A 19,853-nucleotide genomic window follows, 5' to 3' on the forward strand; every position below is an offset into this window, starting at 1 on the left:
TTTAAAAGATACTTTTGAGGAAAATTTAATGAAAAAAAGCCAAGCTACTATTGTAATAGTTAATATCATTTTTTCAGTAATTATTTCAGTCAAATTTGTAAATAAGCCACAGGAAATAATCGCGACTACAGTTAATAGATATGTAAAAACTAAAGCAAACGAAAAGGCCAGACTTTATAACAGTTCAGGTAAATTATCGCATCTATATGCTATGCCTAAAATAAGATATCAGTATAGTGAAAAAAAGAAATTAGGACGAAAGAAACTTTTGGCCTATAAAATAGGAAATAATTCTCAGTGGCTTCTGGCAAAGGATGCTCAGCTGGTCAAACAGAGTAAAGTAAAAGCACGAGTTAAGCCTAATATTAAAAAATATGTGCGAGCAACAATAAAATTACCGCAAGGTTATACTAAAAAAGAATTGTTAAAGGCCTATCAGGGAAAAGCTAGTCAAGCTTTTATTAATGCATCAATGTATGGTATGAAAGCAAACGATTTTAGTCGGTTAAAACTTGGGGAAAATGCCAAAGATAAAAATACAAAAGTAGATGTAGCTAATCTCAGCGCTGATCAATTGGCTACACTTAGTTCTTTTTCCTTACGGTTAATTAATGAAGCTAGAAGGGATTTAAAGTTAAAGCCATGGCGAGAAAGTTATGGTGCAAGTAAACTGGCTGACGATATAGCCAGAGAGTACTTTGTTAATAATAGAACTATTAGAGAAAGTCATTATATAGAGGGAATTGTGCGGGCTTGTCATAAAAATGGATTGAACTTTGACAATAATTATATTGAAGATATGGCGGGCTTTTATAATCATAATCAAATAATGACCATGACGGAATTAAAACAATGCGTCTATTTTGGCTTAAAGCAAATGATTTTTGGTTATGTAGGTAGTGGTGAAGCTGGACGTTTTGACCGCAGTAACTATAAAGAATGGGAACATGCTGGAGATTTATTTAACACGCAAGGCTCTCTATATGATGGCGATTATAATTATTTTGGCTTTAGTATTTCTGTTACAAATAATATTTGTTCAATGCACTTTATCAGCATACCAACCAATGTTGTTAAAAATAAAAAATATAATTTTGCTTTTAAACCCTAAGATAAAATTAGTCTTTACTGGATTAAATTTTTATAGTGAGAATTAAGGTGTAAAGGAAAAAATATGGCAATTTATCTTCAACAAGCAACAAATAAAGATATCACAAAAATTATGCAAATTATTAATCAAGCTAAGCAGTTATTAAAAGAAGATGGTAACCCTCAATGGCAGAATGGACGGCCAAATCAAGAAATAATTACAATGGATATTGTAAAAAAACAAGCTTATTGTCTAATGGTCGATCAACAAATTGCTGGTATTGCAATTTTACAAACGACTCCAGAAACTACTTATGCCAAGATTGATGGAGCATGGAATCAAGAGCACCTGCAATATGCAACAATTCACCGAATAGCTATTTCAGCTGATTTTCGTGGACAGCATTTAGGCCAATTTTTTATGTCGAACTTGATTTCACAAGGAAAATTAAAGGGGATTAACAATTTTAGAATTGATACCCATCCTGTTAACTTAAGAATGCAAAAGTTAATTAAAAAAACAGGTTTTAAATATCGTGGAACTGTTCAAATTGACCAAACCAAAAATGGTCTGCGCTATGCTTATGAACTTAACCTATAAAAAATTATTTTTTGCTTGACTTAGAAGCAATAATTTCATATACTATTTATCGTTGAGTGACAAGTAAAAGCTCAAATGAATTGGGTTATAGCCAAGTGGTAAGGCACTAGTTTTTGGTACTAGTATGCGCTGGTTCGAATCCAGCTAACCCAATTGTTCATACGAACACCCAACCCGAAAATAGACAGCTAGCTGTCTATTTTTTTGCTTTTAAATAATTGATGGTATTATGAAAAAATAGGTAGAAAATAATTGTAGTTAAATGTATAATTGATGAAAATATAAAGAGGATAGGTGAAAAAATGGTTGATTTGATAAAATACATGAAGTCTGGCTTAACTGATATTCCCCAAAATTCAATTTTGAAATTTTCAGATTATGCCAGTAAAATTCCTGATGTAGTTAAGTTTACTATTGGTGAACCTGACTTTGACACTCCTGAGCATATTAAAGAAGCTGCTCAAAAAGCAATTGTACAAAATCACTCACATTATGCGCCATCAAACGGGACAATAGGTTTACGACAAGCAGTGGGGACATTTTTAGCTCAAAAGTATGGGCAAAAATATGATCCTGAAACTGAAATTTTGGTTACTAATGGGGTAACTGAGGCAATCTTTGATACAGTAATTGCAACTCTAAATCCAGGCGATATTATGGTTGTGCCTACTCCGATATTTCCATTATATATGAGTGATGCCAGAATGATTAGTCAGCAAATTAAAGTTGTTGAAATCGATACTTCAGCGGATAACTTTAAATTGACGCCTAATAAATTACAAGCGGTACTTGATCAATATGGGGATCGCGTGCGCTTATTAATAATGAATTATCCAAATAATCCAACTGGTGTGACTTATAGTCAAGCGGAACTAGATTCTTTAGCCGATGTGATTCGTGATAAGCCAATCTTTGCATTATGTGATGAAATTTATAGTGAACTTTGTTATGATCAAGATCATGCATCAATGGAAAAAACTCTACACGATCAAGTTATTTTACTAAATGGTGTTTCTAAATCTTGGGCAATGACAGGTTATCGCATTGGTATTATTTGCGCACCAAAAAATATTGTGGCACAAATTGCAAAAGTTCATCAATTTATAGCCACTACTGAGCCTACACCAATGCAGGATGCAGCTGAAGAGGCTTTTAAAAATGGGATGAATGATGCACAATTAATGAAGGCAGAGTTTAAAAAACGACGCGATGTTTTATATAACGGGTTGACTAAGTTAGGTTTTGCTTGTGTTAAACCTCAAGGAGCCTTTTATATTTTTGCTAAAATTCCTGCTGGGTTTGAGCAAGATGACAATAAATTTATCTATGATTTAGTTGATAAGGCTCATGTTGCAGTTACTAGCGGTTCCTGTTTTGCCCAAGCAGGAGCGGGTTATATTAGATTCTCTTATGCGGTTTCGATGGCACAAATTGATGAAGGACTAAAGCGTCTTGAAAAATATATAAATAAAAATAAAAATTAAGCAAAAAATTGCTTGCAATTATGCACGTTTTTCGGTAATATAATTTACGTGCGTAACGGAGGAGTAGCGAAGTGGCTAAACGCGGCGGTCTGTAAAACCGCTCTCTCTGAGTTCGGCGGTTCGAATCCACCCTCCTCCATTGTCACTGGGTTATAGCCAAGTGGTAAGGCACTAGTTTTTGGTACTAGTATGCGCTGGTTCGAATCCAGCTAACCCAATAAGATAATTGATTTAAGGCAGCTGTGATAGTTGCCTTTTTACTTGCTTTTATGCAAAAATATGCGGCAATGGTTTAAGGACTACTTGTACTTACTATAATTTAATAAAGTAAGCACAAATAGCAGGAAGTGGACGTTGATTTTTTCATTAAAAGGAGAATTTTTATGGCTAGACTAGTTAAAGTTGGTGCTAGTATTGAAGAAACTAATTGGCATGAGGCTTTAAAGGATCTCAGAACAGATGATGTTCTCCTTTTGGAACCTGGATTTTATGATTTACCACAGGGGATACTTTTTTCTGATATTACAATTAAAGGTACGGGAACCTTGCCTGAAGATACAACTATTTTAGGCTGCATCAATGTGGCCAATGACAGTCGATTTGTCAATTTAGAAAATCTTTGTCTCAATACTAATGATGAAGCAAATAGTTTGTATATTCCTCCTAAAGCTAATACATATTTGACTTTACGTAATTGCATAATCAAAGGATATGGGGATGATACAGCGGTAATAGCTTGCAACGGCAAAGTAACGTTAGAGTTATACTCAACAATTATTTTAAATGGATCAGTTTCTCTATTTGCTGATGCCGATTTTCGTTTAGAAATGAATGATTCTACAATTGAAAATGTTGTAAAAGACGTTGCGGCTTTGGCTCTTGAAGGTCGTGGTACAGCAATTATCAATAATTCACAGATAAATGGTAGTATTGAAACATATGATAATTCCAATATAGAAATTAATTTTAATAATTCACAGGCAAATACATTATTAGTTCAAGGCGAAGTTTGGTTAAATATGCTAAATAGCGAACTTTCTTTTCAAGATGATACTTGCCTGTATATTACAGATAGAACTTGGGTTAACATTGTTGGTTGCAATTTTAAGGGCTGCGTTTATCTAGATTCTAAACCACACGTGATTATTCAAAATAGTCAAATAGATCGTTTAATTGGTGTTAACGAGGCCCAACTAACGATTATTAATTCACTTATACTTAGTCATACTGATTTTCAAGATAAAGCAAAATGTAGTGCACGCCAAACGACTTTTAATGGTGGACTTGAATATCAGTATTTTTTAGCATTGGGCGATGATGCAGAGTTTGAGGGGCGAGATTTGATTTTTAATTCTAATGGAGCTCATTTAGCGGTAAAAGATTCTGCCAAATTAAGTGCTAGTGTCATTGCAACTAGTGATGAAGAAATTACAGTAGAGCGTAGCTATGAAGCTAAATTCAAGCTTTTGGGAATGAAGTGGATTACTAAAGAAAATAATTAAAAATAATATAATTATTATTTTTAATTTAGCCTATAATACTGGTATAGTTGGGGGTGCAAAATGGAAGAGCCAATGTATATTAAAATTCATAATCAAATTAAGCGTGAAATTGAAAGTCATATTTATAAGGTTGGCAGCAGGATACCATCTGAACGGCAACTTGCTCTTAAATTTGGTGTTTCTCGGATGACTTTGCGCCAAGCAATAAAAACTTTAGAAGATGAAGGAATTTTAGAACAAAGACTGGGTAGTGGCACCTATGTCGCAAATCAAAAAGTACAAGAAAAAATGTCGGGTATTATGTCGTTTACTGATATTACTCATGCCAACGGTCAAATTCCTTCTAGTAAGTTAATTTCATATCGTGTTGGTAAGCCTTCTTTATCGGAAATGGAACGATTGCATTTGGCTAAAGATCAAACAATTTTACGCATGGAACGAATTCGTTATGCCGATAATGTGCCAATTTGCTATGAAGTTGTTACAATTCCCCATAAATTGATTTTAGGCATGTCTAAAGAAAATATATCAACGCATTTATATCGTACGTTAGAGCAAAATGGCTATGAAATTGGTCGCGTAACCGAACATATTTCTGCCGCAATTGCGAATGAAAATGCGGCGCGCTTACTTAATGCTAAAAAAGGTGAAGCTTTAATTACCCGTTTACAAGTAACAGAACTTTCATCTGGAGAGCCATTTGAATATACAAGAGCAAGTTATGTAGCCGATCGTTTTGAATTTACATTTTCTAAATAAAAAAGCTTTAATTAACCCGTAGGTAATTAAAGCTTTTTATTTTAAGTCATTTTTGATTTTAGTCGTTGAAATACCCGGTGTTCGCGATAGATAAGTTACTTGACAGTATGGCTTTAAAAAATCAAATTTACCCTGCCAGTCACTTCCCATAACAAATAAGCTAATATCGTATTTTTGAATATCAGCAATTTTTTGATTCCAATCTTGTTCGGGAATGACTTCATCAACGTAGCGAATTGCTTCTAAAATATATTTTCGTTCAGCAAAATTATTGTATGATTCTTTATGCTTTTGTAGTTCGTTAAATTTATCTGTTGAAAGGCCAACGATAAGGTAATCGCCCATTTCTTTGGCTCGTTGAAGTAGGCGAATATGACCATAATGCAATAAATCAAATGTTCCATAGGTGATAACTTTTTTCATATTAGTGCTCCTATTAATTGACGAATTAATATTATCATATTTATAGAAAAGGTAAAACATGTCACGTAAAGTTTGATAGTTTGCTAAAATATAATAAATGGAACATGGAGGAATTTGTCATGGATAAAGTGAATGTTCTAGGTGTTGACTTTGATAATAAATCTTTTCAACAATTCCAAAATGAATTTATTGGCAAAATTAATGCTCATCAATCGACTTTGGTTGTGACTGCTAATCCGGAAATTGTTATGGCTACTAATGAAAATCCAGAATTTATGAAAATTTTAAAATACGATGCAGATTACATTACGGCTGATGGGATTGGAATTGTTAAGGCAGCAAAGTATTTAGGTAACCCAATTATTGAACGAGTTACTGGCTATGACTTATTTACTTGGTTAATGTCATTTGCCAATGAACGCAACTTACGAGTTTACCTAATTGGGGCTGAGCCTAGTGTGATTGAAGCAACTAAAGCAAAAATTATTCAAGAATACTCTGATATTCAGTTAGTTGGTGCAAGGGATGGCTATTTTAAAGAAGACTTAGAGTTAGTTGCTTATCAAATTGAACGAACAGAGCCAGACCTTGTTTTTGCAGCTTTAGGCTCACCTAAACAGGAACAGCTTTTAGCCCTTTTGCGCAAAAATTTGTTACCAGCTTTGATGATGGGGGTGGGAGGAAGCTTTGATGTCTTTTCAGGCAAAGTCAAAAGAGCACCGCAATCCTGGCAAAAGTTACACCTAGAATGGTTATATCGTTTGTTAAAAAATCCTAGCCGCTTTAAACGGATGCTAGTTTTACCTAAATTTGTCCAAAAAATATACCAATCTAAAAAGGAACAGAAAGTGTTATGAAAATTTTGCATGTAAATGCAGGTCTTGAAAATGGCGGTGGGCTAACCCATATTGTTAATCTACTTAGGCAGGCTAAAGCGGCGGGGCAAGATTTCACCTTATTATGTTTGGCTCCAGGACCTGTAGCTAGTGCTGCAGCAAATGCCCAACTAAATGTGCATGTTTTAGGGGTGAATAATCGTTATGATTTAACTGGACTTAAGCGCTTGCGTACCTTTATTAATCAAGGAGAATTTGACATTGTGCATACCCATGGTGCGCGCGCTAATTTATTTGTTGCCTTGATTAAGCATAAAATTAAGGCCAAGTGGTGTGTAACAGTCCATTCAGATCCATATCTCGATTTTGCAGATCACGGTATATTAGGTCATGTATTTACAACAGCCAACTTATACGCCCTTAGACAAGCAGAATGTGTTTTTGCAGTGACCCAAAAGTTTGCCCAACTTTTAGTAACAAGAGCCAACTTAGACGCGAATAAAGTACACGCTATATATAACGGAACAAAATTTCATGCTAATAGTGCAATTCCTGTTAAAGAAGAACATCAGTGCTTTAATCTTGTAAATGTTGCCCGCACAGAAAAAGTAAAGGGGCAAGATTTATTATTAGAAGCACTAAAAATAATTAATAATCCCAATGTTCATTTATATATTGCTGGTAATGGTACCCAACTTGCAAGTTTGAAAAAATTGGCGCAAAAGTTAGAGTTGACAAAGCAAGTTACTTTTTTGGGATTTATATCACAAAAACAGTTGGAAAATTTATATCGCAAAATGGACTTAGCTGTTTTAACTTCATATTCTGAGAGCTTCCCTTTGGTTTTACTGGAAGCTAGTGATAACCTTTTACCACTACTTTCGACGGCTGTTGGTGATATTAAAATGATGATTCCAGATAAGCAACATGGTTTTATTGCTACTGTGGGTAATATTAATTCAATTGCTGCTAATTTAAAAAAGGCAATTGAATTATCAAAAGAACAGTTATCGCAAATGGCGCTAAGCGAAAAAGAATATGTAGCCAGTAGATTTTCATTAAAAAAACAACTTGAAAGTATTTTAAAGGCTTATGAAGTACTTTTGGCAGAATAACTAATTGTTTAAAAAGTTAGAAATGTTTATAATAAAGCAAAAATTAGTTGGAATTAGAGGAAATAATGTTTTATCAAGAACTAGGGCAAGACGATTCTTTGACTCTGCATACAGATTTGTATGAATTAAATATGATGTATACGTATTTTAAAAAAGGAATTGCACAGCGAAAAGCCGTTTTCGAGGTTTATTATCGGCAAGAGCCTTTTGGTAACGGCTATTGTGTCTTTGCTGGTTTAGAACACGTGATTTTATACTTGCAAAATTTAAAATTTAAAGCAAGCGATTTACAATATTTAAAAGAAGAAGTTGGCTATGATGATGATTTTATTGATTATTTACGTCACTTCGAAATGAAATTAACCTTACGTTCAATGCGTGAAGGTGAAATCGTATTTGCTAATGAACCTCTTATGCAAATTGAAGGTCCTTTAGCACAATGTCAATTAGTTGAAACGGCCATATTAAATATTATAAATTATCAAACTTTGTTAGCCACTAAAGCAGCGCGAGTTAAATTAGCTGTCCAAGGTGATGGGGTAATGGAATTTGGGACAAGACGGGCCCAAGAAACAGATGCCGCTCTTTGGGGAACACGTGCTGCATATATTGGCGGCTTCGATTCAACCAGTAACGTGCGAGCTGGTAAATTATTTGGTATTCCGATTTCTGGTACCCACGCACATTCATTGGTGGAAGCTTTTGGTAATGAATATGAAGCGTTTAAAGCTTACGCTGAAACGCATACCGATTGTGTATTCCTAGTTGATACCTATGATACTGTAAGAAGTGGAGTTCCTACGGCGATTCGTGTAGCTGATGAAATGGGTAGCAAAATTAATTTTCAAGGGGTTCGCATTGATTCAGGTGATATGGCATATATTTCTAAGCAAGTGCGACGAGAATTAGATAATGCTGGCTATAAAGATGCAAAAATATATGCTTCAAATGACCTTGATGAAAATACGATTACTAGTTTAAAGATGCAGGGGGCAAAGATTGACGTTTGGGGAATTGGTACGAAGTATATTACCGCTTATGATCAACCAGCTTTAGGAGCGGTTTATAAACTAGTATCAATTGAAGATGAAAATCAGCAAATGCGTGATACCATAAAAATTTCATCTAATGCAATTAAAGTGTCAACTCCAGGTAAAAAACAAGTATGGCGTATTTCGGCTAATACTCAGAAAAAGAATGAAGGTGACTGGGTTTGTCGTGCCGGGGTTGATCCTCGCCAATTTGATTCATTATTTATGTTTCATCCAGAATATACTTATATTAATAAAGTGGTAACAGATTATACAGCTGAGCCACTTTTAAAAGAGATTTATATTGATGGCCAACTAATTTATCAACAACCACAATTAAATGAAATTAAGGCGTTCTGTGCAGCAAATTTGGATGGCTTATGGGATGAATACAAACGTAGCTTGAATCCGCAAGAATATCCCGTTGATTTGTCGCAAGAACTTTACGATAGTAAAATGAATTTAATTCAAGATATTCGCCATCAAATTGCTAAAGGAGATGCAAATAAATGAGACCCTTACAAAAAGAGATAGTTGACTATGAGCATGTTTTACCAAAGATTGAACCGGAAAGGGAAATACGGCAATCAGTTGATTTTTTAAAAGAATATCTAAAAGCTAATCCTTTTTTAAAAGCTTATGTATTAGGAATTTCTGGAGGCCAAGATTCAACTTTAACTGGTAAATTATGTCAAATAGCAATTACCGAAATGCGGCAGGAAACAGGGGATAAATCCTATCAGTTTATTGCTGTACGTCTGCCTTACGGCGTGCAGGCTGATGCTCAAGATGCAGCTGATGCGGTTGCTTTTCAAAATCCAGATCAAGATTTAATTGTTAATATTAAACCAGCCGTTGATGCAATGTTCGCTAGTTTAGTTGCTACTGGTCAAAAAATTACTGATTTTAACAAAGGCAATATTAAAGCACGTCAGCGAATGGCTATTCAATATGCTATTGCCGGGGCCAATCATGGTGCTGTAGTGGGGACAGATCATGCTGCTGAAAACTTTAGTGGTTTTTATACTAAATATGGTGACGGTGCTGCAGATATAACACCGTTATTTCGCTTAGATAAGCGGCAAGGTAAACAATTATTAAAAGAACTTGGATGTCCGAAGCATTTATATTTAAAAGCACCAACTGCTGATTTAGAGGAAAATAGACCTAGTTTACCTGATGAAATAGCTTTAGGTGTGACTTATGAGGAAATAGATGATTATTTAGAAGGACGCGAAGTTTCTACTGAAGTGGCAGAAAAAATCGAAGCATTGTGGCGTAAAAGTGAGCATAAAAGGCATTTACCAGTTACAATATTTGATAACTTTTTTAAAGAGTAGTTTGAATTGAAGGGAAGCTTTATTAATAATGATAAGAAATGCTAAAGTGTCTGATGCAGATGCTATTCAAAAATTAAATCAAGCCGAGTTAGGGTATGATTATGCTATAGAGAAAACAGCGGCTAATCTAAAGAAACTGCTGTCGGACTCTAAGCATCACTTATTATTGGTTTTTGAAGACAATGCTACTAAAAAAGTTGTTGCTTACCTGCATGCTGAACTATATGAAGAAATTTATTTTGATCCAATGTATAACATTCTAGCACTAGCGGTTAGCCACTCCTATCAACAGCAGGGCATCGGGACTAAACTGATGGGTGAGCTTGAGAAAAGGGCAATTAGTCATGGTATTAATGAAATAAGACTGAATTCTGGTGAACAGCGAATTAAGGCGCATCAGTTTTATGAAAAATTAGGGTATATTACTAATAAAAAGCAGAAGAGATTTGGTAAAAAGTTAATTTAAGTGGTTTTAATTTAGCTACTTAACATTGACAAAGATTGTGCAAGTAGTACAATTATTTTTAACTTAAGATATGTTTTTTAAATTAGCAATTCACAGAGAGGATCGAAAGCTGAGAATGATTTATTGCTACTTAAGAAATGCTCCTTATGTTTTTTATTAAGATTAAATGAAGAGGTAACAAGCACTGTTGCAATTGAGGTGGTACCGCGTTTTGAGCGTCCTTAAGTTTGGCAACAGTGTTTTTATTTTGTTATAAGGGAGAAAATTTGATGAAGAAATTGACAAGTTCAGAATTTAGGCAAATGTTCCTGGACTTTTTCAAAGAGCACGGTCACATGGTTTTGCCCAGTCAATCACTAATTCCACAAGATGATCCAACGCTACTTTGGATTAATTCAGGTGTGGCAACCATGAAAAAATACTTTGATGGTTCAGTTGTACCTAAAAATCACCGAATTACTAGTTCACAAAAGTCAATTAGAACTAATGACATCGAAAATGTTGGTAAAACTGCTCGACACCAAACTTTCTTTGAAATGCTAGGTAATTTTTCAGTTGGTGATTACTTTAAAAAAGAGGCAATAAGTTGGGCTTGGGAATTTTTAACCAGTCCAAACTGGCTTGATTTAGACAAAGAAAGACTATATTGTACCGTTTATCCCAAAGATACAGAAGCATACCAAGTTTGGCTTGAAGTTGGTATGCCAGAAGATCATATTGTAAAATTAGAAGAAAATTTTTGGGATATTGGTGAAGGACCATGTGGTCCTGACTCTGAAATTTTTTATGATCGCGGTCAAGAAAATAATGATGTTTCAGAAGATGATCCAGAAAATTTCCCTGGTGGAGAAAATGCTCGTTATTTAGAAATTTGGAATATTGTTTTTTCACAATTTAATCATTTAGCCGATGGTCAATATGTTGATCAACCACATAAAAATATTGATACGGGTATGGGCCTAGAACGGGTTTTATCAATTTTGCAAGATGCACCGACCAATTTTGAAACCGACCTATTTTTACCAATCATTCACGCAACTGAAAAAATGAATCCAGGTAAAGAATATGGTAAAGTAGCAGCTGATACAACTTCATTTAAAATAATTGCTGATCATGTTAGAACCGTCAGTTTTGCTATTGCTGATGGGGCTTTGCCCTCTAATACAGGACGTGGTTATGTATTAAGACGCTTAATTCGCCGTGCTGATTTAAATGGCCAACGCCTAGGTATTAAAGGAGCTTTTCTTTATAAGTTAGTTTCAGTTGTCGGTAAGATAATGGAGAGTCATTATCCACAAGTGACTGAACAAAAAGACTTTATCGCTAAGGTCATCAAGAATGAAGAAGAACGTTTTCAATTAACACTAGAATCTGGGCTGACTTTACTTGATAATTTGATTTCCGAAGCAAAAGAAAATAACAGTAAGGTTATTAAGGGCCAAGATGCTTTTAAACTATTTGATACTTATGGTTTTCCATATGAACTAACCTTTGAAACTGCTCAAGATGCTGGCTTAGAAGTAGATAAAGCAGGTTTTGATGCCGAAATGAAAGTGCAAAAAGCTCGTGCTCGTGAAGCGCGTGGTAATTTACAATCAATGGGCGAGCAGAATGAAACTCTAATGAATTTAAAGGATAAATCTGAGTTTGAGTATGGCGTTTATGAGGAGCATCATGCCAAATTAATTGATATCATTGTTGCTAATCAATTAGTTGATCGAGCAGAAGGTGATCAGGCAACCTTAATTTTTGATAAAACTCCGTTTTATGCTGAACGTGGGGGACAAGTTGCTGACCATGGAAATATTTATGATCAAGATGGTAATCTGGTAGCTCAAGTAACAGATGTTCAGCATGCCCCTAATGATCAAAATATGCATTTCGTAGATGTTATTTTACCCTTGGAAAAGGGTAAAGAGTACACTCTAAAGATTGATCGTGCACGGCGAGAAGGATTGCGTCATTCACATACAGCTACGCACCTATTGCACGCTGCTTTAAGAAGTATATTAGGTGAACATACTCATCAAGCTGGTAGCTTGGTAGAACCGGATTATTTACGCTTTGATTTTACGGCGATTGAACCAATGACTGCCCAAGAAATTAAATCTGTTGAGACCTTAGTCAATCAAAAAATTTGGTCAGCAATTGAGGTTGAAACTAAAATAACTGATCCAGATCAAGGTAAAGAAATGGGTGCCTTAGCCTTATTTGATGGCAAATATGGCGATCAGGTGCGGGTAGTTAGAATGAGTGATTTTTCAATTGAATTTTGTGGTGGTACTCACTGCGCCAATACAAATCAAATTGGAATTTTCAAGATTACTTCTGAATCAGCCATTGGTGCAGGTCATAGAAGGATTGAAGCTGTGGTCTCTAAAAAGGCTTATGAGTATTTAGCACAAAGATCGGAATTGCTTGATCAGATTCAATCTACTGTAAAATCAACCAAATCGGAAAATATTATTGACAAAATTACGAGTCTTGAGCATGATTTACACCATACGCAAAAGCAAGTGGAAGATTTAAATATGCAAATTAATCAAACTAAGGCGGAAGAAATTTTCAATGATATTAAACAAATTGGGGATTTAACTATTATTGCTCAAAAAATTGATGCCAATGGAATGAACGATTTGCGTGAGCTTGCAGATACTTGGAAAAATAATGCTAAGTCAGATATCTTGGTTTTGGCTGCCGCTAATTCTGGTAAGGCTAATATGATTATTAGCTTGAACCAAAAAGCATTAGATAAAGGGCTCAAAGCGGGTGATTTAATTAAGCAAGCTGCCCCTATCTTTGGTGGTGGCGGTGGTGGTCGCCCTAATATGGCTCAAGCAGGTGGTAAAAATCCAGCCGGTCTGGAAGATGCAATTCAAGCGGTGATTGAGGCGATTTCTCAAAATTAATTAATTGAGTTTACACTTTTTTTCAAGTAAAATTGTGTTAGGAGGAATAACTATGAGTTCGCTAGATAAGACAATGCATTTTGACTTTAATGAGAATAAAGGCAAGAATATTTATGATACCCTACAAGATGTTTATAATGCCTTGGAAGAAAAGGGTTATAATCCAATTAATCAGATTGTTGGCTACTTATTGTCTGGTGATCCAGCTTATATTCCACGGCACAATGATGCGCGTAATTTGATTTTGAAACATGAGCGTGATGAGATTATTGAAGAACTTGTAAAAAGTTATCTTGGCAAAAATAAATAATGCGTTTAATAGGTTTAGATGTGGGATCAAAGACTGTTGGGGTAGCAGTAAGTGACGCATTGGGTATTACTGCGCAAATGGTTGAAACTATTATGATTGATGAGAATCGTTATAATTTTGGTATGCGCCCATTAAAAAAAATTGTCCGTAAATATGAGGCAAATGGTTTTGTATTAGGATTACCCAAAAATATGGATGGCTCTGCAGGTGCATCAGTTGCGCGTAGTAAGGCATATGCCGAAAGACTAAAAGCAAAGTTTAACTTACCAGTTTACTTTTCTGATGAGAGATTGACCACAGCTCAATCACAAAGAGTTTTAGTTGAAGAAGCTGGGGTACATAATCGTCATAAGCAAAAAGCAATAATTGATCAGATGGCGGCAGTTTTGATTTTACAAAATTATTTAGATCTAAATCGAAAGGATTAATATGACACAAGAAGTTCACGGTGAAGACCGTCAAATTACCTTAGTTGATGATAAGGGGAATGAAGAATTATACGAAATTTTATTTACCTTTCATTCAGATGACTATGACAAGTCTTATATTTTACTTTATCCAGCTACTTCTAGCGAAAGTGATGAAGTTGAAGTATTAGCATTTAGTTACGATGCTGATGAAGCAGGAGATGTAACTAGTAGTGATTTGCATGAAATTGAGGCAGATGATGAATGGGATATGGTTCAAGGAGTGCTTAACACATTTTTGGACGATGACCGTTTAAGTGGTGAATAAATTAAAAACTGGCCTGGCCAGTTTTTTTTATTGATAGAGAATTTTAGGCATGGATAATAAGACATTAAAGACTTTAGAATTTGCTAAAATAACAGAAAAATTGCAACTACAGGCAATTACTGAACCAGCTAGAAAAAGAGCAGCTACTTTAACGCCAAGTATAGATTTTAATCAAGTTAAACTCGCTCTTCAGCAAACATTAGTGGGTGCAAATTTATTACGTATTAAAGGGCAACTACCTTTAACCGATTTTGCTGATGTAACACCAAGTACTAAGCGCTTAAGGATTAAAGCAAATTTAAATGCTCAAGAATTAGGCAATTTGCTGCTGGTACTAACATTAGCCAGTGATGTAAATGATTTTTTAGTGGAAATTGATGAAGAAGATCTAGATTTAACAGCTATTGCAAGTATTCTGGATAATTTAGAAATACCGGAGTATTTGTTTAGTGAACTTAAAAAAGCAATTGAGTTCGATGGAACTATACTTGATACTGCTTCAACCAAACTAGCTCATTTACGTTACGAACTAAAAAGTAATGACCAAGAAATCAAAAAAAAGCTGGATGGTTATCTTAAAGGTAATACGAGTAAATATTTATCTGAACAAATAGTTACTATTCGTGATGACCGCTATGTTATTCCAGTTAAGCAGGAATATCGAAATAAATTTGGTGGTGTTGTTCATGATCAAAGTTCCAGTGGGCAGACTTTATTCATAGAACCAAGTGCGGTCTTGAATTTAAATAATCATCAACAGAATATGCTTGCGCAAGCAAAGCAGGAAGAACGACGTATTTTACGTAATTTATCTGATTTAGCACGCCAAGAAGTTGATTTGATTGATCAGATTGCTGCCTCCCTGGTAGAACTGGACTTTTTGCAGGCTAAAGCGAAATTAGCTTATGAGATGAAGGCAACCGAACCAAAATTGACAACTGATCATTCATTGAGTCTTTTAAAAGCACGCCATCCACTGATTAATTCTGCAACAGTAGTCGCAAACGATATTTATTTAGGAAAAGATTTTGATACGGTTCTAATTACGGGTCCCAACACTGGGGGTAAGACAATTACCTTAAAAACTGTGGGGCTACTCCAACTGATGGCTCAGGCTGGGCTATTTATTCCGGCAGCAGAAAATAGCAAGGTAGGAATTTTTAGAGATATTTGTGTCGATGTTGGCGATGAACAATCAATCGAACAATCATTAAGTACTTTTTCGTCTCATATTAACGGAATCATTAAAATGATGAAAAAAGTTAACGATGAATCCTTAGTCTTAATTGATGAAATTGGTGCAGGAACTGATCCAGAAGAGGGCGCTAGTCTTGCTATAAGTATTTTAGATTTTTTCCGTCATAAAAAGGCTAAAATTATGGTTACTACGCATTATCCTGAATTAAAACTTTATGGCTATAACCGACCTAGAACAAGCAATGCTTCAATGGAATTTGATTTAAAGACTTTAGCGCCAACTTATCATTTACAAATTGGAATTCCTGGTCATAGTAATGCTTTTGCTATTGCACGCAGATTAGGGATGCGTGAAGATGTTGTCAAAAATGCTGAAAGCTTATTAGATGAAGATAATGCTGATATCAATCAGATGATCGAGCAATTGACTAAGCAAACTAATGCGGCTACGGTAGCGCGTAACCATCTGGAGTCTTCTCTTGATCGGTCTAAAAAATTAGAAATAAAACTTGAGCATGCTTTAGATTGGTATAATCAGCGCGTGCAAAAGCAACTTGAGTTTGCTCAAGAAAGAGCTGATGAGGTCATAGCTAAGAGCCGTAAAAAAGCTGACCATATTATTGCACAGTTAGAGCAGCAACAGGGTAATATTAAGCAAAATCAATTAATTGCTGCTAAAGGTGAATTGAACCAATTAAAACAACAAAATGATAATTTGATTCATAACCGGGTATTACAGCGAGAAAAACGACGGCACCAGGTTAAAGTAGGTGATCAAGTTAAGGTTTTATCATATGGTCAAGTTGGCACAATAGCCAAAAAATTAAGTGAGCATCAGTATGAGGTGCGACTCGGAATTATTAAAGTTAAAGTCAGTGATCAAGATATCGAAAAGACTGAATCTTCTCATAATTCTAAGGCTAAGGCAAAGGTGTATGCAGTCAGTGCGAAGCGTCGCAGTAACGCTAAAAGTGAATTAGATTTACGTGGCCAGCGTTATGAAGAAGCTATGAATAATCTTGATCTTTATCTTGATTCTGTCCTTTTAGCAGGACTCGATGTAGTTACAATTATTCATGGTATTGGTACAGGTGCAATTAGAAAGGGCGTTTGGCAATATTTACAATCAAGTAGGCATGTTAAGAGCTATAATTATGCCCCAGCAAATGAGGGGGGAAATGGTGCTACAATTGTGCATTTAAAGTAAAAACATTTCACTTGTAAAAAGTAAGCATAATGCTATAATTACATTATCAAAGAAAGATTTAATGTATTATTGGTGAGGTATGACTATGGTAGATGAACTAACAGATCAAAATTATGAAACAGAAACTAAAGATGGTGTTGTACTGATTGATTTTTGGGCAACTTGGTGTGGACCATGCAAGATGCAGTCACCAGTAATTGAAGAACTAGCTGAAGAGCGGCAAGATGTAAAATTTACCAAAATGGATGTCGACCAAAATAAAGCGACGCCTAGTTCATTAGGTATTATGGCTATCCCGACGCTTGTTATTAAGAAAAATGGTGCGATTGTTGACAGATTAACGGGTTATACGCCTAAGGCTAAACTCAATCAAATTTTAAATCAGTATACAGATTAAGAGCTAATAAATAACCCTAAAATTATTATGATTTTAGGGTTATTATAATTGGCTTTAAACTTTTACTAAGTAGGATTTTAATTGCTTTTTTCTTTTAATAGATCACGAATTTGTTTGAGGTAATCTTCTGTAGATGGGCCAGCTGGTTGTTGCTGCTGTTCATCATGTTTGGTAACTTTATTAACGGCTTTAACGAGTAAAAAAACAATAAATGCAATGATTAGGAAATTAATTACTGTATTAATAAATTCACCATATCTAAATGTTGCTCCGCTAACTTTAAGAACTAAATTGGATAAGTCAATTTTACCAATAAATAGGCCAATTAATGGATTAATTAGATTGGTTACTAAGGAGTTAACAATATTAGTGAATGCTCCACCAATGATTACACCAACTGCGAGATCAATTACATTTCCTCGTTCAATAAATTTTTTAAATTCTTTTAACATTTTTGCACCTCCATTTAATAATCATATTGCAAAAACACCAAAAAATTAAATAGATAGACTTAAAAGTTTAGCTAAACTTGGTAATTAGTTGAACTTTTTTTTGCTTTTCATCAATTTTTTGTTCACATTCAGTAGTACGATTAGTTTCATTTTGGAAAGCTTCTGCAATGATGCCAGCTTCTAATGAAAATTCATTAATTCCACTATTTAGCCGATCAACTACACTTTGTCCTGTTAATTCCATTAATAATTCTGTACGTCGTTCTTTGATTTTAGTCAAAATACCGAATCCTGTAGTTGAAAAAAAACTATTAATATCGTCAAAGGAGGCTAGATCATATTTTCTAGCAATTCTTTTACCAGCCCAATAGAGAATTTCATTATTATCGCTCCCTAAAATTGTTGGTAAAAGAAAGTCACGGTATAATTGATTGACAAAATAGATATGTTCATTTTGTTGGTTGTCGTTGTGCATAAAGAATTCATCCCTTTTATTTTCTTTTATTTTACCGTAAAATTGATGGAAGTAGAAAGAATTTAGGGAGATTTATGATATGGATAAGCGACCAATTGGGTTATTAGATTCTGGTGTTGGCGGATTAACAGTAGTTAAAAAAGTTATAAAAAAAATGCCGAATGAAAATATAATTTTTGTAGGTGATAACGCTCATATTCCATATGGTAATAAATCACAGGCCGAAATTATTTCGTTGACGTTAGCAAGTGTGAATTTTTTACTAAGTAAAAATGTTAAAGTAATAATTTTTGCATGTAATACTGCTACTGCAGTAGCCATGGATATTATTCAAAAACAAATTAGTCCTAAAATTATTGGTGTAATTCCGGCGGGGGCTAAATGTGCAATCAATGCTAGCCAAAATCAAAAAATTGCTGTTGTTGCAACGCAAATGACCACTAATCTTCATGCGTATCAAAAAGAGATTACTAAATACGCCCCAAAAATAGAGGTAACAGAAGTCGCTGCGCCGCAGTTAGTACCATTAATTGAGAATAATGCTAGCCATAGTGAATATGATAAGGCATTATCTGAAATATTATTGCCTTTACAAGCAGTTGATTTTGATACCTTAATTCTTGGTTGTACTCATTATCCAATTATTCGTTCAGAATTTGAACGTCAAGTTGGTTCACATGTACAGGTGATTGATCCTGCAGATCAAGTGGCACAATACACATATAACTTGTTAAAAAAAGAGCATTTATTGAATGCTAACTTAGCTGTAGCCCAGCATGAATTTTATACGACGGGTAAAGTGGAGAAAGTTAATGAATTGGGTCGATTAGTATTAAATGATTCTAATTTTCAGGCGCAACAAATATAAAGAGGAGAAGACAGGTGAAAATTTTATTTGCAACGACTAATCAGGGAAAGGCTAGAGAATTAAGGGCAGCTTTCCAAAAGAATGGCTTTAAGCTAGATATAATAACAAATAATGATTTATCTAATCCACCAGTTGTTGCAGAAACGGGAACAACCTTTGTCCAAAATGCAAAATTGAAAGCACATGCTTTAGCTGATTTTAGTCAAATGGTGACTATTGCTGATGACTCTGGGTTAATGGTTGATGCGCTTTATGGAGCTCCAGGTGTCCGTTCAGCTCGATATGCTGGTGAAGAACATAACGATTCCAAAAATAATGCTAAGTTATTGGCAGAATTGGGTGGAGTTCCACTTGAAAAGAGAACAGCGCATTTTAATACGACGATTATTGTATCTATGCCTAACTTTTTTGATCGAGATTTAGTTGTTAGTGGGCAGTGTACAGGACAAATTTTGCTATCTCCGCGTGGGGCTGATGGCTTTGGTTACGATTCCCTTTTTTATGTTGCTGAAAAGGGCAAGACATTTGCTGAGATGACCTTACTAGAAAAAAATAGTTTGTCACATCGAGGAAAAGCAATTAGCAAATTATTAGCAATCTTTCCAACCTGGTTAGCTCAATTTGAATAAATTAAAAAAAACAGGTTTACTATAAAGT

The 19,853-nt window shown here is 34.8% G+C and carries 21 protein-coding genes and 3 tRNA genes; 21 read left to right on the forward strand and 3 right to left on the reverse strand.

From position 1 onward, the window contains the following. The first annotated feature begins 28 nt into the window (after window positions 1-28). The 8 genes from F5ESL0237_RS01325 to F5ESL0237_RS01360 all read left to right on the forward strand — a co-directional run bounded on the left by F5ESL0237_RS01325 (window position 29) and on the right by F5ESL0237_RS01360 (window position 5,435). A complete protein-coding gene (locus F5ESL0237_RS01325; RefSeq protein WP_122021311.1) occupies window positions 29-1,111 on the forward strand; it encodes an SEC10/PgrA surface exclusion domain-containing protein in 1,083 nt (360 codons plus the stop codon). Window positions 1,112-1,174: 63 nt separating this feature from the next. Next, window positions 1,175-1,690: an N-acetyltransferase gene (locus F5ESL0237_RS01330; RefSeq protein WP_122021312.1), complete on the forward strand. Its 516-nt coding sequence runs from the start codon at window positions 1,175-1,177 to the stop codon at window positions 1,688-1,690. An 81-nt stretch (window positions 1,691-1,771) separates the two neighbouring features. After that, window positions 1,772-1,843, forward strand: a tRNA-Gln gene (locus F5ESL0237_RS01335). A 149-nt stretch (window positions 1,844-1,992) separates the two neighbouring features. After that, window positions 1,993-3,174, forward strand: coding sequence for an aminotransferase class I/II-fold pyridoxal phosphate-dependent enzyme (locus tag F5ESL0237_RS01340; RefSeq protein WP_122024435.1), 1,182 nt, complete (start codon window positions 1,993-1,995; stop codon window positions 3,172-3,174). A 57-nt stretch (window positions 3,175-3,231) separates the two neighbouring features. Beyond that, a tRNA-Tyr gene (locus F5ESL0237_RS01345) sits at window positions 3,232-3,313 on the forward strand. A 7-nt stretch (window positions 3,314-3,320) separates the two neighbouring features. Continuing rightward, window positions 3,321-3,392 (forward strand) — tRNA-Gln (locus tag F5ESL0237_RS01350). A 165-nt stretch (window positions 3,393-3,557) separates the two neighbouring features. Then, window positions 3,558-4,676 (forward strand): hypothetical protein, encoded by a 1,119-nt coding sequence (locus F5ESL0237_RS01355; protein WP_122021314.1) that lies wholly within the window; start codon window positions 3,558-3,560, stop codon window positions 4,674-4,676. Window positions 4,677-4,736: 60 nt separating this feature from the next. Beyond that, window positions 4,737-5,435 (forward strand): GntR family transcriptional regulator, encoded by a 699-nt coding sequence (locus F5ESL0237_RS01360; RefSeq protein WP_090093596.1) that lies wholly within the window; start codon window positions 4,737-4,739, stop codon window positions 5,433-5,435. Window positions 5,436-5,471: 36 nt separating this feature from the next. Here F5ESL0237_RS01360 and tagD read toward each other — a convergent pair whose 3' ends face one another. Further along, window positions 5,472-5,858, reverse strand: a complete 387-nt coding sequence (gene tagD / locus F5ESL0237_RS01365; RefSeq protein ID WP_090093597.1) for a glycerol-3-phosphate cytidylyltransferase — start codon at window positions 5,856-5,858, stop codon at window positions 5,472-5,474. A gap of 119 nt (window positions 5,859-5,977) precedes the next feature. On the opposite strand from tagD, the gene F5ESL0237_RS01370 reads away from it, so the two are divergent. The 11 genes from F5ESL0237_RS01370 (at window position 5,978) to trxA (ending at window position 17,401) form a co-directional block, all read left to right on the forward strand. Next, window positions 5,978-6,715 (forward strand): WecB/TagA/CpsF family glycosyltransferase, encoded by a 738-nt coding sequence (locus F5ESL0237_RS01370; protein WP_090093599.1) that lies wholly within the window; start codon window positions 5,978-5,980, stop codon window positions 6,713-6,715. After that, entirely contained in the window at window positions 6,712-7,809 is a 1,098-nt protein-coding gene (locus tag F5ESL0237_RS01375) for a glycosyltransferase (protein WP_122021316.1), read from the forward strand. The genes F5ESL0237_RS01370 and F5ESL0237_RS01375 overlap by 4 nt, the downstream gene beginning before the upstream one ends. 65 nt (window positions 7,810-7,874) lie before the next feature. Beyond that, window positions 7,875-9,353 carry a nicotinate phosphoribosyltransferase gene (locus tag F5ESL0237_RS01380; RefSeq protein ID WP_122021317.1) on the forward strand — a complete coding sequence of 493 codons (1,479 nt, stop codon included), beginning with the start codon at window positions 7,875-7,877 and terminating at the stop codon, window positions 9,351-9,353. Beyond that, window positions 9,350-10,180 carry an ammonia-dependent NAD(+) synthetase gene (gene nadE / locus F5ESL0237_RS01385; protein WP_122024436.1) on the forward strand — a complete coding sequence of 277 codons (831 nt, stop codon included), beginning with the start codon at window positions 9,350-9,352 and terminating at the stop codon, window positions 10,178-10,180. Before F5ESL0237_RS01380 ends, nadE begins: the two co-directional genes overlap by 4 nt. Before the next feature lie 28 nt (window positions 10,181-10,208). Continuing rightward, the gene (locus F5ESL0237_RS01390; protein WP_118896639.1) at window positions 10,209-10,646 is read left to right on the forward strand and encodes a GNAT family N-acetyltransferase; all 438 of its coding nucleotides are present in this window, start codon (window positions 10,209-10,211) and stop codon (window positions 10,644-10,646) included. 269 nt (window positions 10,647-10,915) lie between these two features. Continuing rightward, window positions 10,916-13,555, forward strand: coding sequence for an alanine--tRNA ligase (gene alaS, locus F5ESL0237_RS01395; protein WP_122024437.1), 2,640 nt, complete (start codon window positions 10,916-10,918; stop codon window positions 13,553-13,555). 52 nt (window positions 13,556-13,607) lie between these two features. Continuing rightward, window positions 13,608-13,865 carry an IreB family regulatory phosphoprotein gene (locus F5ESL0237_RS01400; protein ID WP_090093608.1) on the forward strand — a complete coding sequence of 86 codons (258 nt, stop codon included), beginning with the start codon at window positions 13,608-13,610 and terminating at the stop codon, window positions 13,863-13,865. Continuing rightward, window positions 13,865-14,293 carry a Holliday junction resolvase RuvX gene (ruvX, locus tag F5ESL0237_RS01405; protein ID WP_090093610.1) on the forward strand — a complete coding sequence of 143 codons (429 nt, stop codon included), beginning with the start codon at window positions 13,865-13,867 and terminating at the stop codon, window positions 14,291-14,293. The genes F5ESL0237_RS01400 and ruvX overlap by 1 nt, the downstream gene beginning before the upstream one ends. Before the next feature lies 1 nt (window position 14,294). Further along, window positions 14,295-14,600 (forward strand): DUF1292 domain-containing protein, encoded by a 306-nt coding sequence (locus F5ESL0237_RS01410; protein ID WP_090093612.1) that lies wholly within the window; start codon window positions 14,295-14,297, stop codon window positions 14,598-14,600. Window positions 14,601-14,649: 49 nt separating this feature from the next. Continuing rightward, window positions 14,650-17,004: an endonuclease MutS2 gene (locus F5ESL0237_RS01415; protein ID WP_122024438.1), complete on the forward strand. Its 2,355-nt coding sequence runs from the start codon at window positions 14,650-14,652 to the stop codon at window positions 17,002-17,004. An 85-nt stretch (window positions 17,005-17,089) separates the two neighbouring features. Continuing rightward, window positions 17,090-17,401 (forward strand): thioredoxin, encoded by a 312-nt coding sequence (trxA, locus tag F5ESL0237_RS01420; protein ID WP_122021322.1) that lies wholly within the window; start codon window positions 17,090-17,092, stop codon window positions 17,399-17,401. A 77-nt stretch (window positions 17,402-17,478) separates the two neighbouring features. Here the strand turns inward: trxA and mscL are convergent, their stop codons facing one another. Further along, entirely contained in the window at window positions 17,479-17,853 is a 375-nt protein-coding gene (mscL, locus tag F5ESL0237_RS01425; protein WP_118896636.1) for a large-conductance mechanosensitive channel protein MscL, read from the reverse strand. A 67-nt stretch (window positions 17,854-17,920) separates the two neighbouring features. Continuing rightward, window positions 17,921-18,328 carry a YslB family protein gene (locus F5ESL0237_RS01430; protein WP_122024439.1) on the reverse strand — a complete coding sequence of 136 codons (408 nt, stop codon included), beginning with the start codon at window positions 18,326-18,328 and terminating at the stop codon, window positions 17,921-17,923. Between the two features lie 79 nt (window positions 18,329-18,407). Here F5ESL0237_RS01430 and murI point away from each other — a divergent pair, with 79 nt between their 5' ends. Next, window positions 18,408-19,196, forward strand: a complete 789-nt coding sequence (gene murI, locus F5ESL0237_RS01435; protein WP_122024440.1) for a glutamate racemase — start codon at window positions 18,408-18,410, stop codon at window positions 19,194-19,196. Window positions 19,197-19,210: 14 nt separating this feature from the next. Then, window positions 19,211-19,825 (forward strand): XTP/dITP diphosphatase, encoded by a 615-nt coding sequence (locus tag F5ESL0237_RS01440; protein ID WP_122021324.1) that lies wholly within the window; start codon window positions 19,211-19,213, stop codon window positions 19,823-19,825. Window positions 19,826-19,853 lie beyond the last annotated feature (28 nt).

It is taken from the genome of Lactobacillus sp. ESL0237, from assembly GCF_003692985.1.
Lineage (GTDB): Bacteria > Bacillota > Bacilli > Lactobacillales > Lactobacillaceae > Lactobacillus > Lactobacillus bombicola.

Excerpts from the sequence above, each read along its gene's own strand:
- ruvX (WP_090093610.1), top strand. The coding sequence starts at position 13,865 with ATGCGTTTAATAGGTTTAGATGTGGGATCAAAGACTGTTGGGGTAGCA.
- alaS (WP_122024437.1), top strand. The coding sequence starts at position 10,916 with ATGAAGAAATTGACAAGTTCAGAATTTAGGCAAATGTTCCTGGACTTT.
- trxA (WP_122021322.1), top strand. The coding sequence starts at position 17,090 with ATGGTAGATGAACTAACAGATCAAAATTATGAAACAGAAACTAAAGAT.
- tagD (WP_090093597.1), bottom strand. The coding sequence starts at position 5,858 with ATGAAAAAAGTTATCACCTATGGAACATTTGATTTATTGCATTATGGT.
- F5ESL0237_RS01430 (WP_122024439.1), bottom strand. The coding sequence starts at position 18,328 with ATGCACAACGACAACCAACAAAATGAACATATCTATTTTGTCAATCAA.
- mscL (WP_118896636.1), bottom strand. The coding sequence starts at position 17,853 with ATGTTAAAAGAATTTAAAAAATTTATTGAACGAGGAAATGTAATTGAT.
- nadE (WP_122024436.1), top strand. The coding sequence starts at position 9,350 with ATGAGACCCTTACAAAAAGAGATAGTTGACTATGAGCATGTTTTACCA.
- F5ESL0237_RS01400 (WP_090093608.1), top strand. The coding sequence starts at position 13,608 with ATGAGTTCGCTAGATAAGACAATGCATTTTGACTTTAATGAGAATAAA.
- murI (WP_122024440.1), top strand. The coding sequence starts at position 18,408 with ATGGATAAGCGACCAATTGGGTTATTAGATTCTGGTGTTGGCGGATTA.
- F5ESL0237_RS01415 (WP_122024438.1), top strand. The coding sequence starts at position 14,650 with ATGGATAATAAGACATTAAAGACTTTAGAATTTGCTAAAATAACAGAA.
- F5ESL0237_RS01370 (WP_090093599.1), top strand. The coding sequence starts at position 5,978 with ATGGATAAAGTGAATGTTCTAGGTGTTGACTTTGATAATAAATCTTTT.
- F5ESL0237_RS01390 (WP_118896639.1), top strand. The coding sequence starts at position 10,209 with ATGATAAGAAATGCTAAAGTGTCTGATGCAGATGCTATTCAAAAATTA.
- F5ESL0237_RS01360 (WP_090093596.1), top strand. The coding sequence starts at position 4,737 with ATGGAAGAGCCAATGTATATTAAAATTCATAATCAAATTAAGCGTGAA.
- F5ESL0237_RS01355 (WP_122021314.1), top strand. The coding sequence starts at position 3,558 with ATGGCTAGACTAGTTAAAGTTGGTGCTAGTATTGAAGAAACTAATTGG.
- F5ESL0237_RS01325 (WP_122021311.1), top strand. The coding sequence starts at position 29 with ATGAAAAAAAGCCAAGCTACTATTGTAATAGTTAATATCATTTTTTCA.
- F5ESL0237_RS01340 (WP_122024435.1), top strand. The coding sequence starts at position 1,993 with ATGGTTGATTTGATAAAATACATGAAGTCTGGCTTAACTGATATTCCC.
- F5ESL0237_RS01410 (WP_090093612.1), top strand. The coding sequence starts at position 14,295 with ATGACACAAGAAGTTCACGGTGAAGACCGTCAAATTACCTTAGTTGAT.
- F5ESL0237_RS01330 (WP_122021312.1), top strand. The coding sequence starts at position 1,175 with ATGGCAATTTATCTTCAACAAGCAACAAATAAAGATATCACAAAAATT.
- F5ESL0237_RS01380 (WP_122021317.1), top strand. The coding sequence starts at position 7,875 with ATGTTTTATCAAGAACTAGGGCAAGACGATTCTTTGACTCTGCATACA.
- F5ESL0237_RS01375 (WP_122021316.1), top strand. The coding sequence starts at position 6,712 with ATGAAAATTTTGCATGTAAATGCAGGTCTTGAAAATGGCGGTGGGCTA.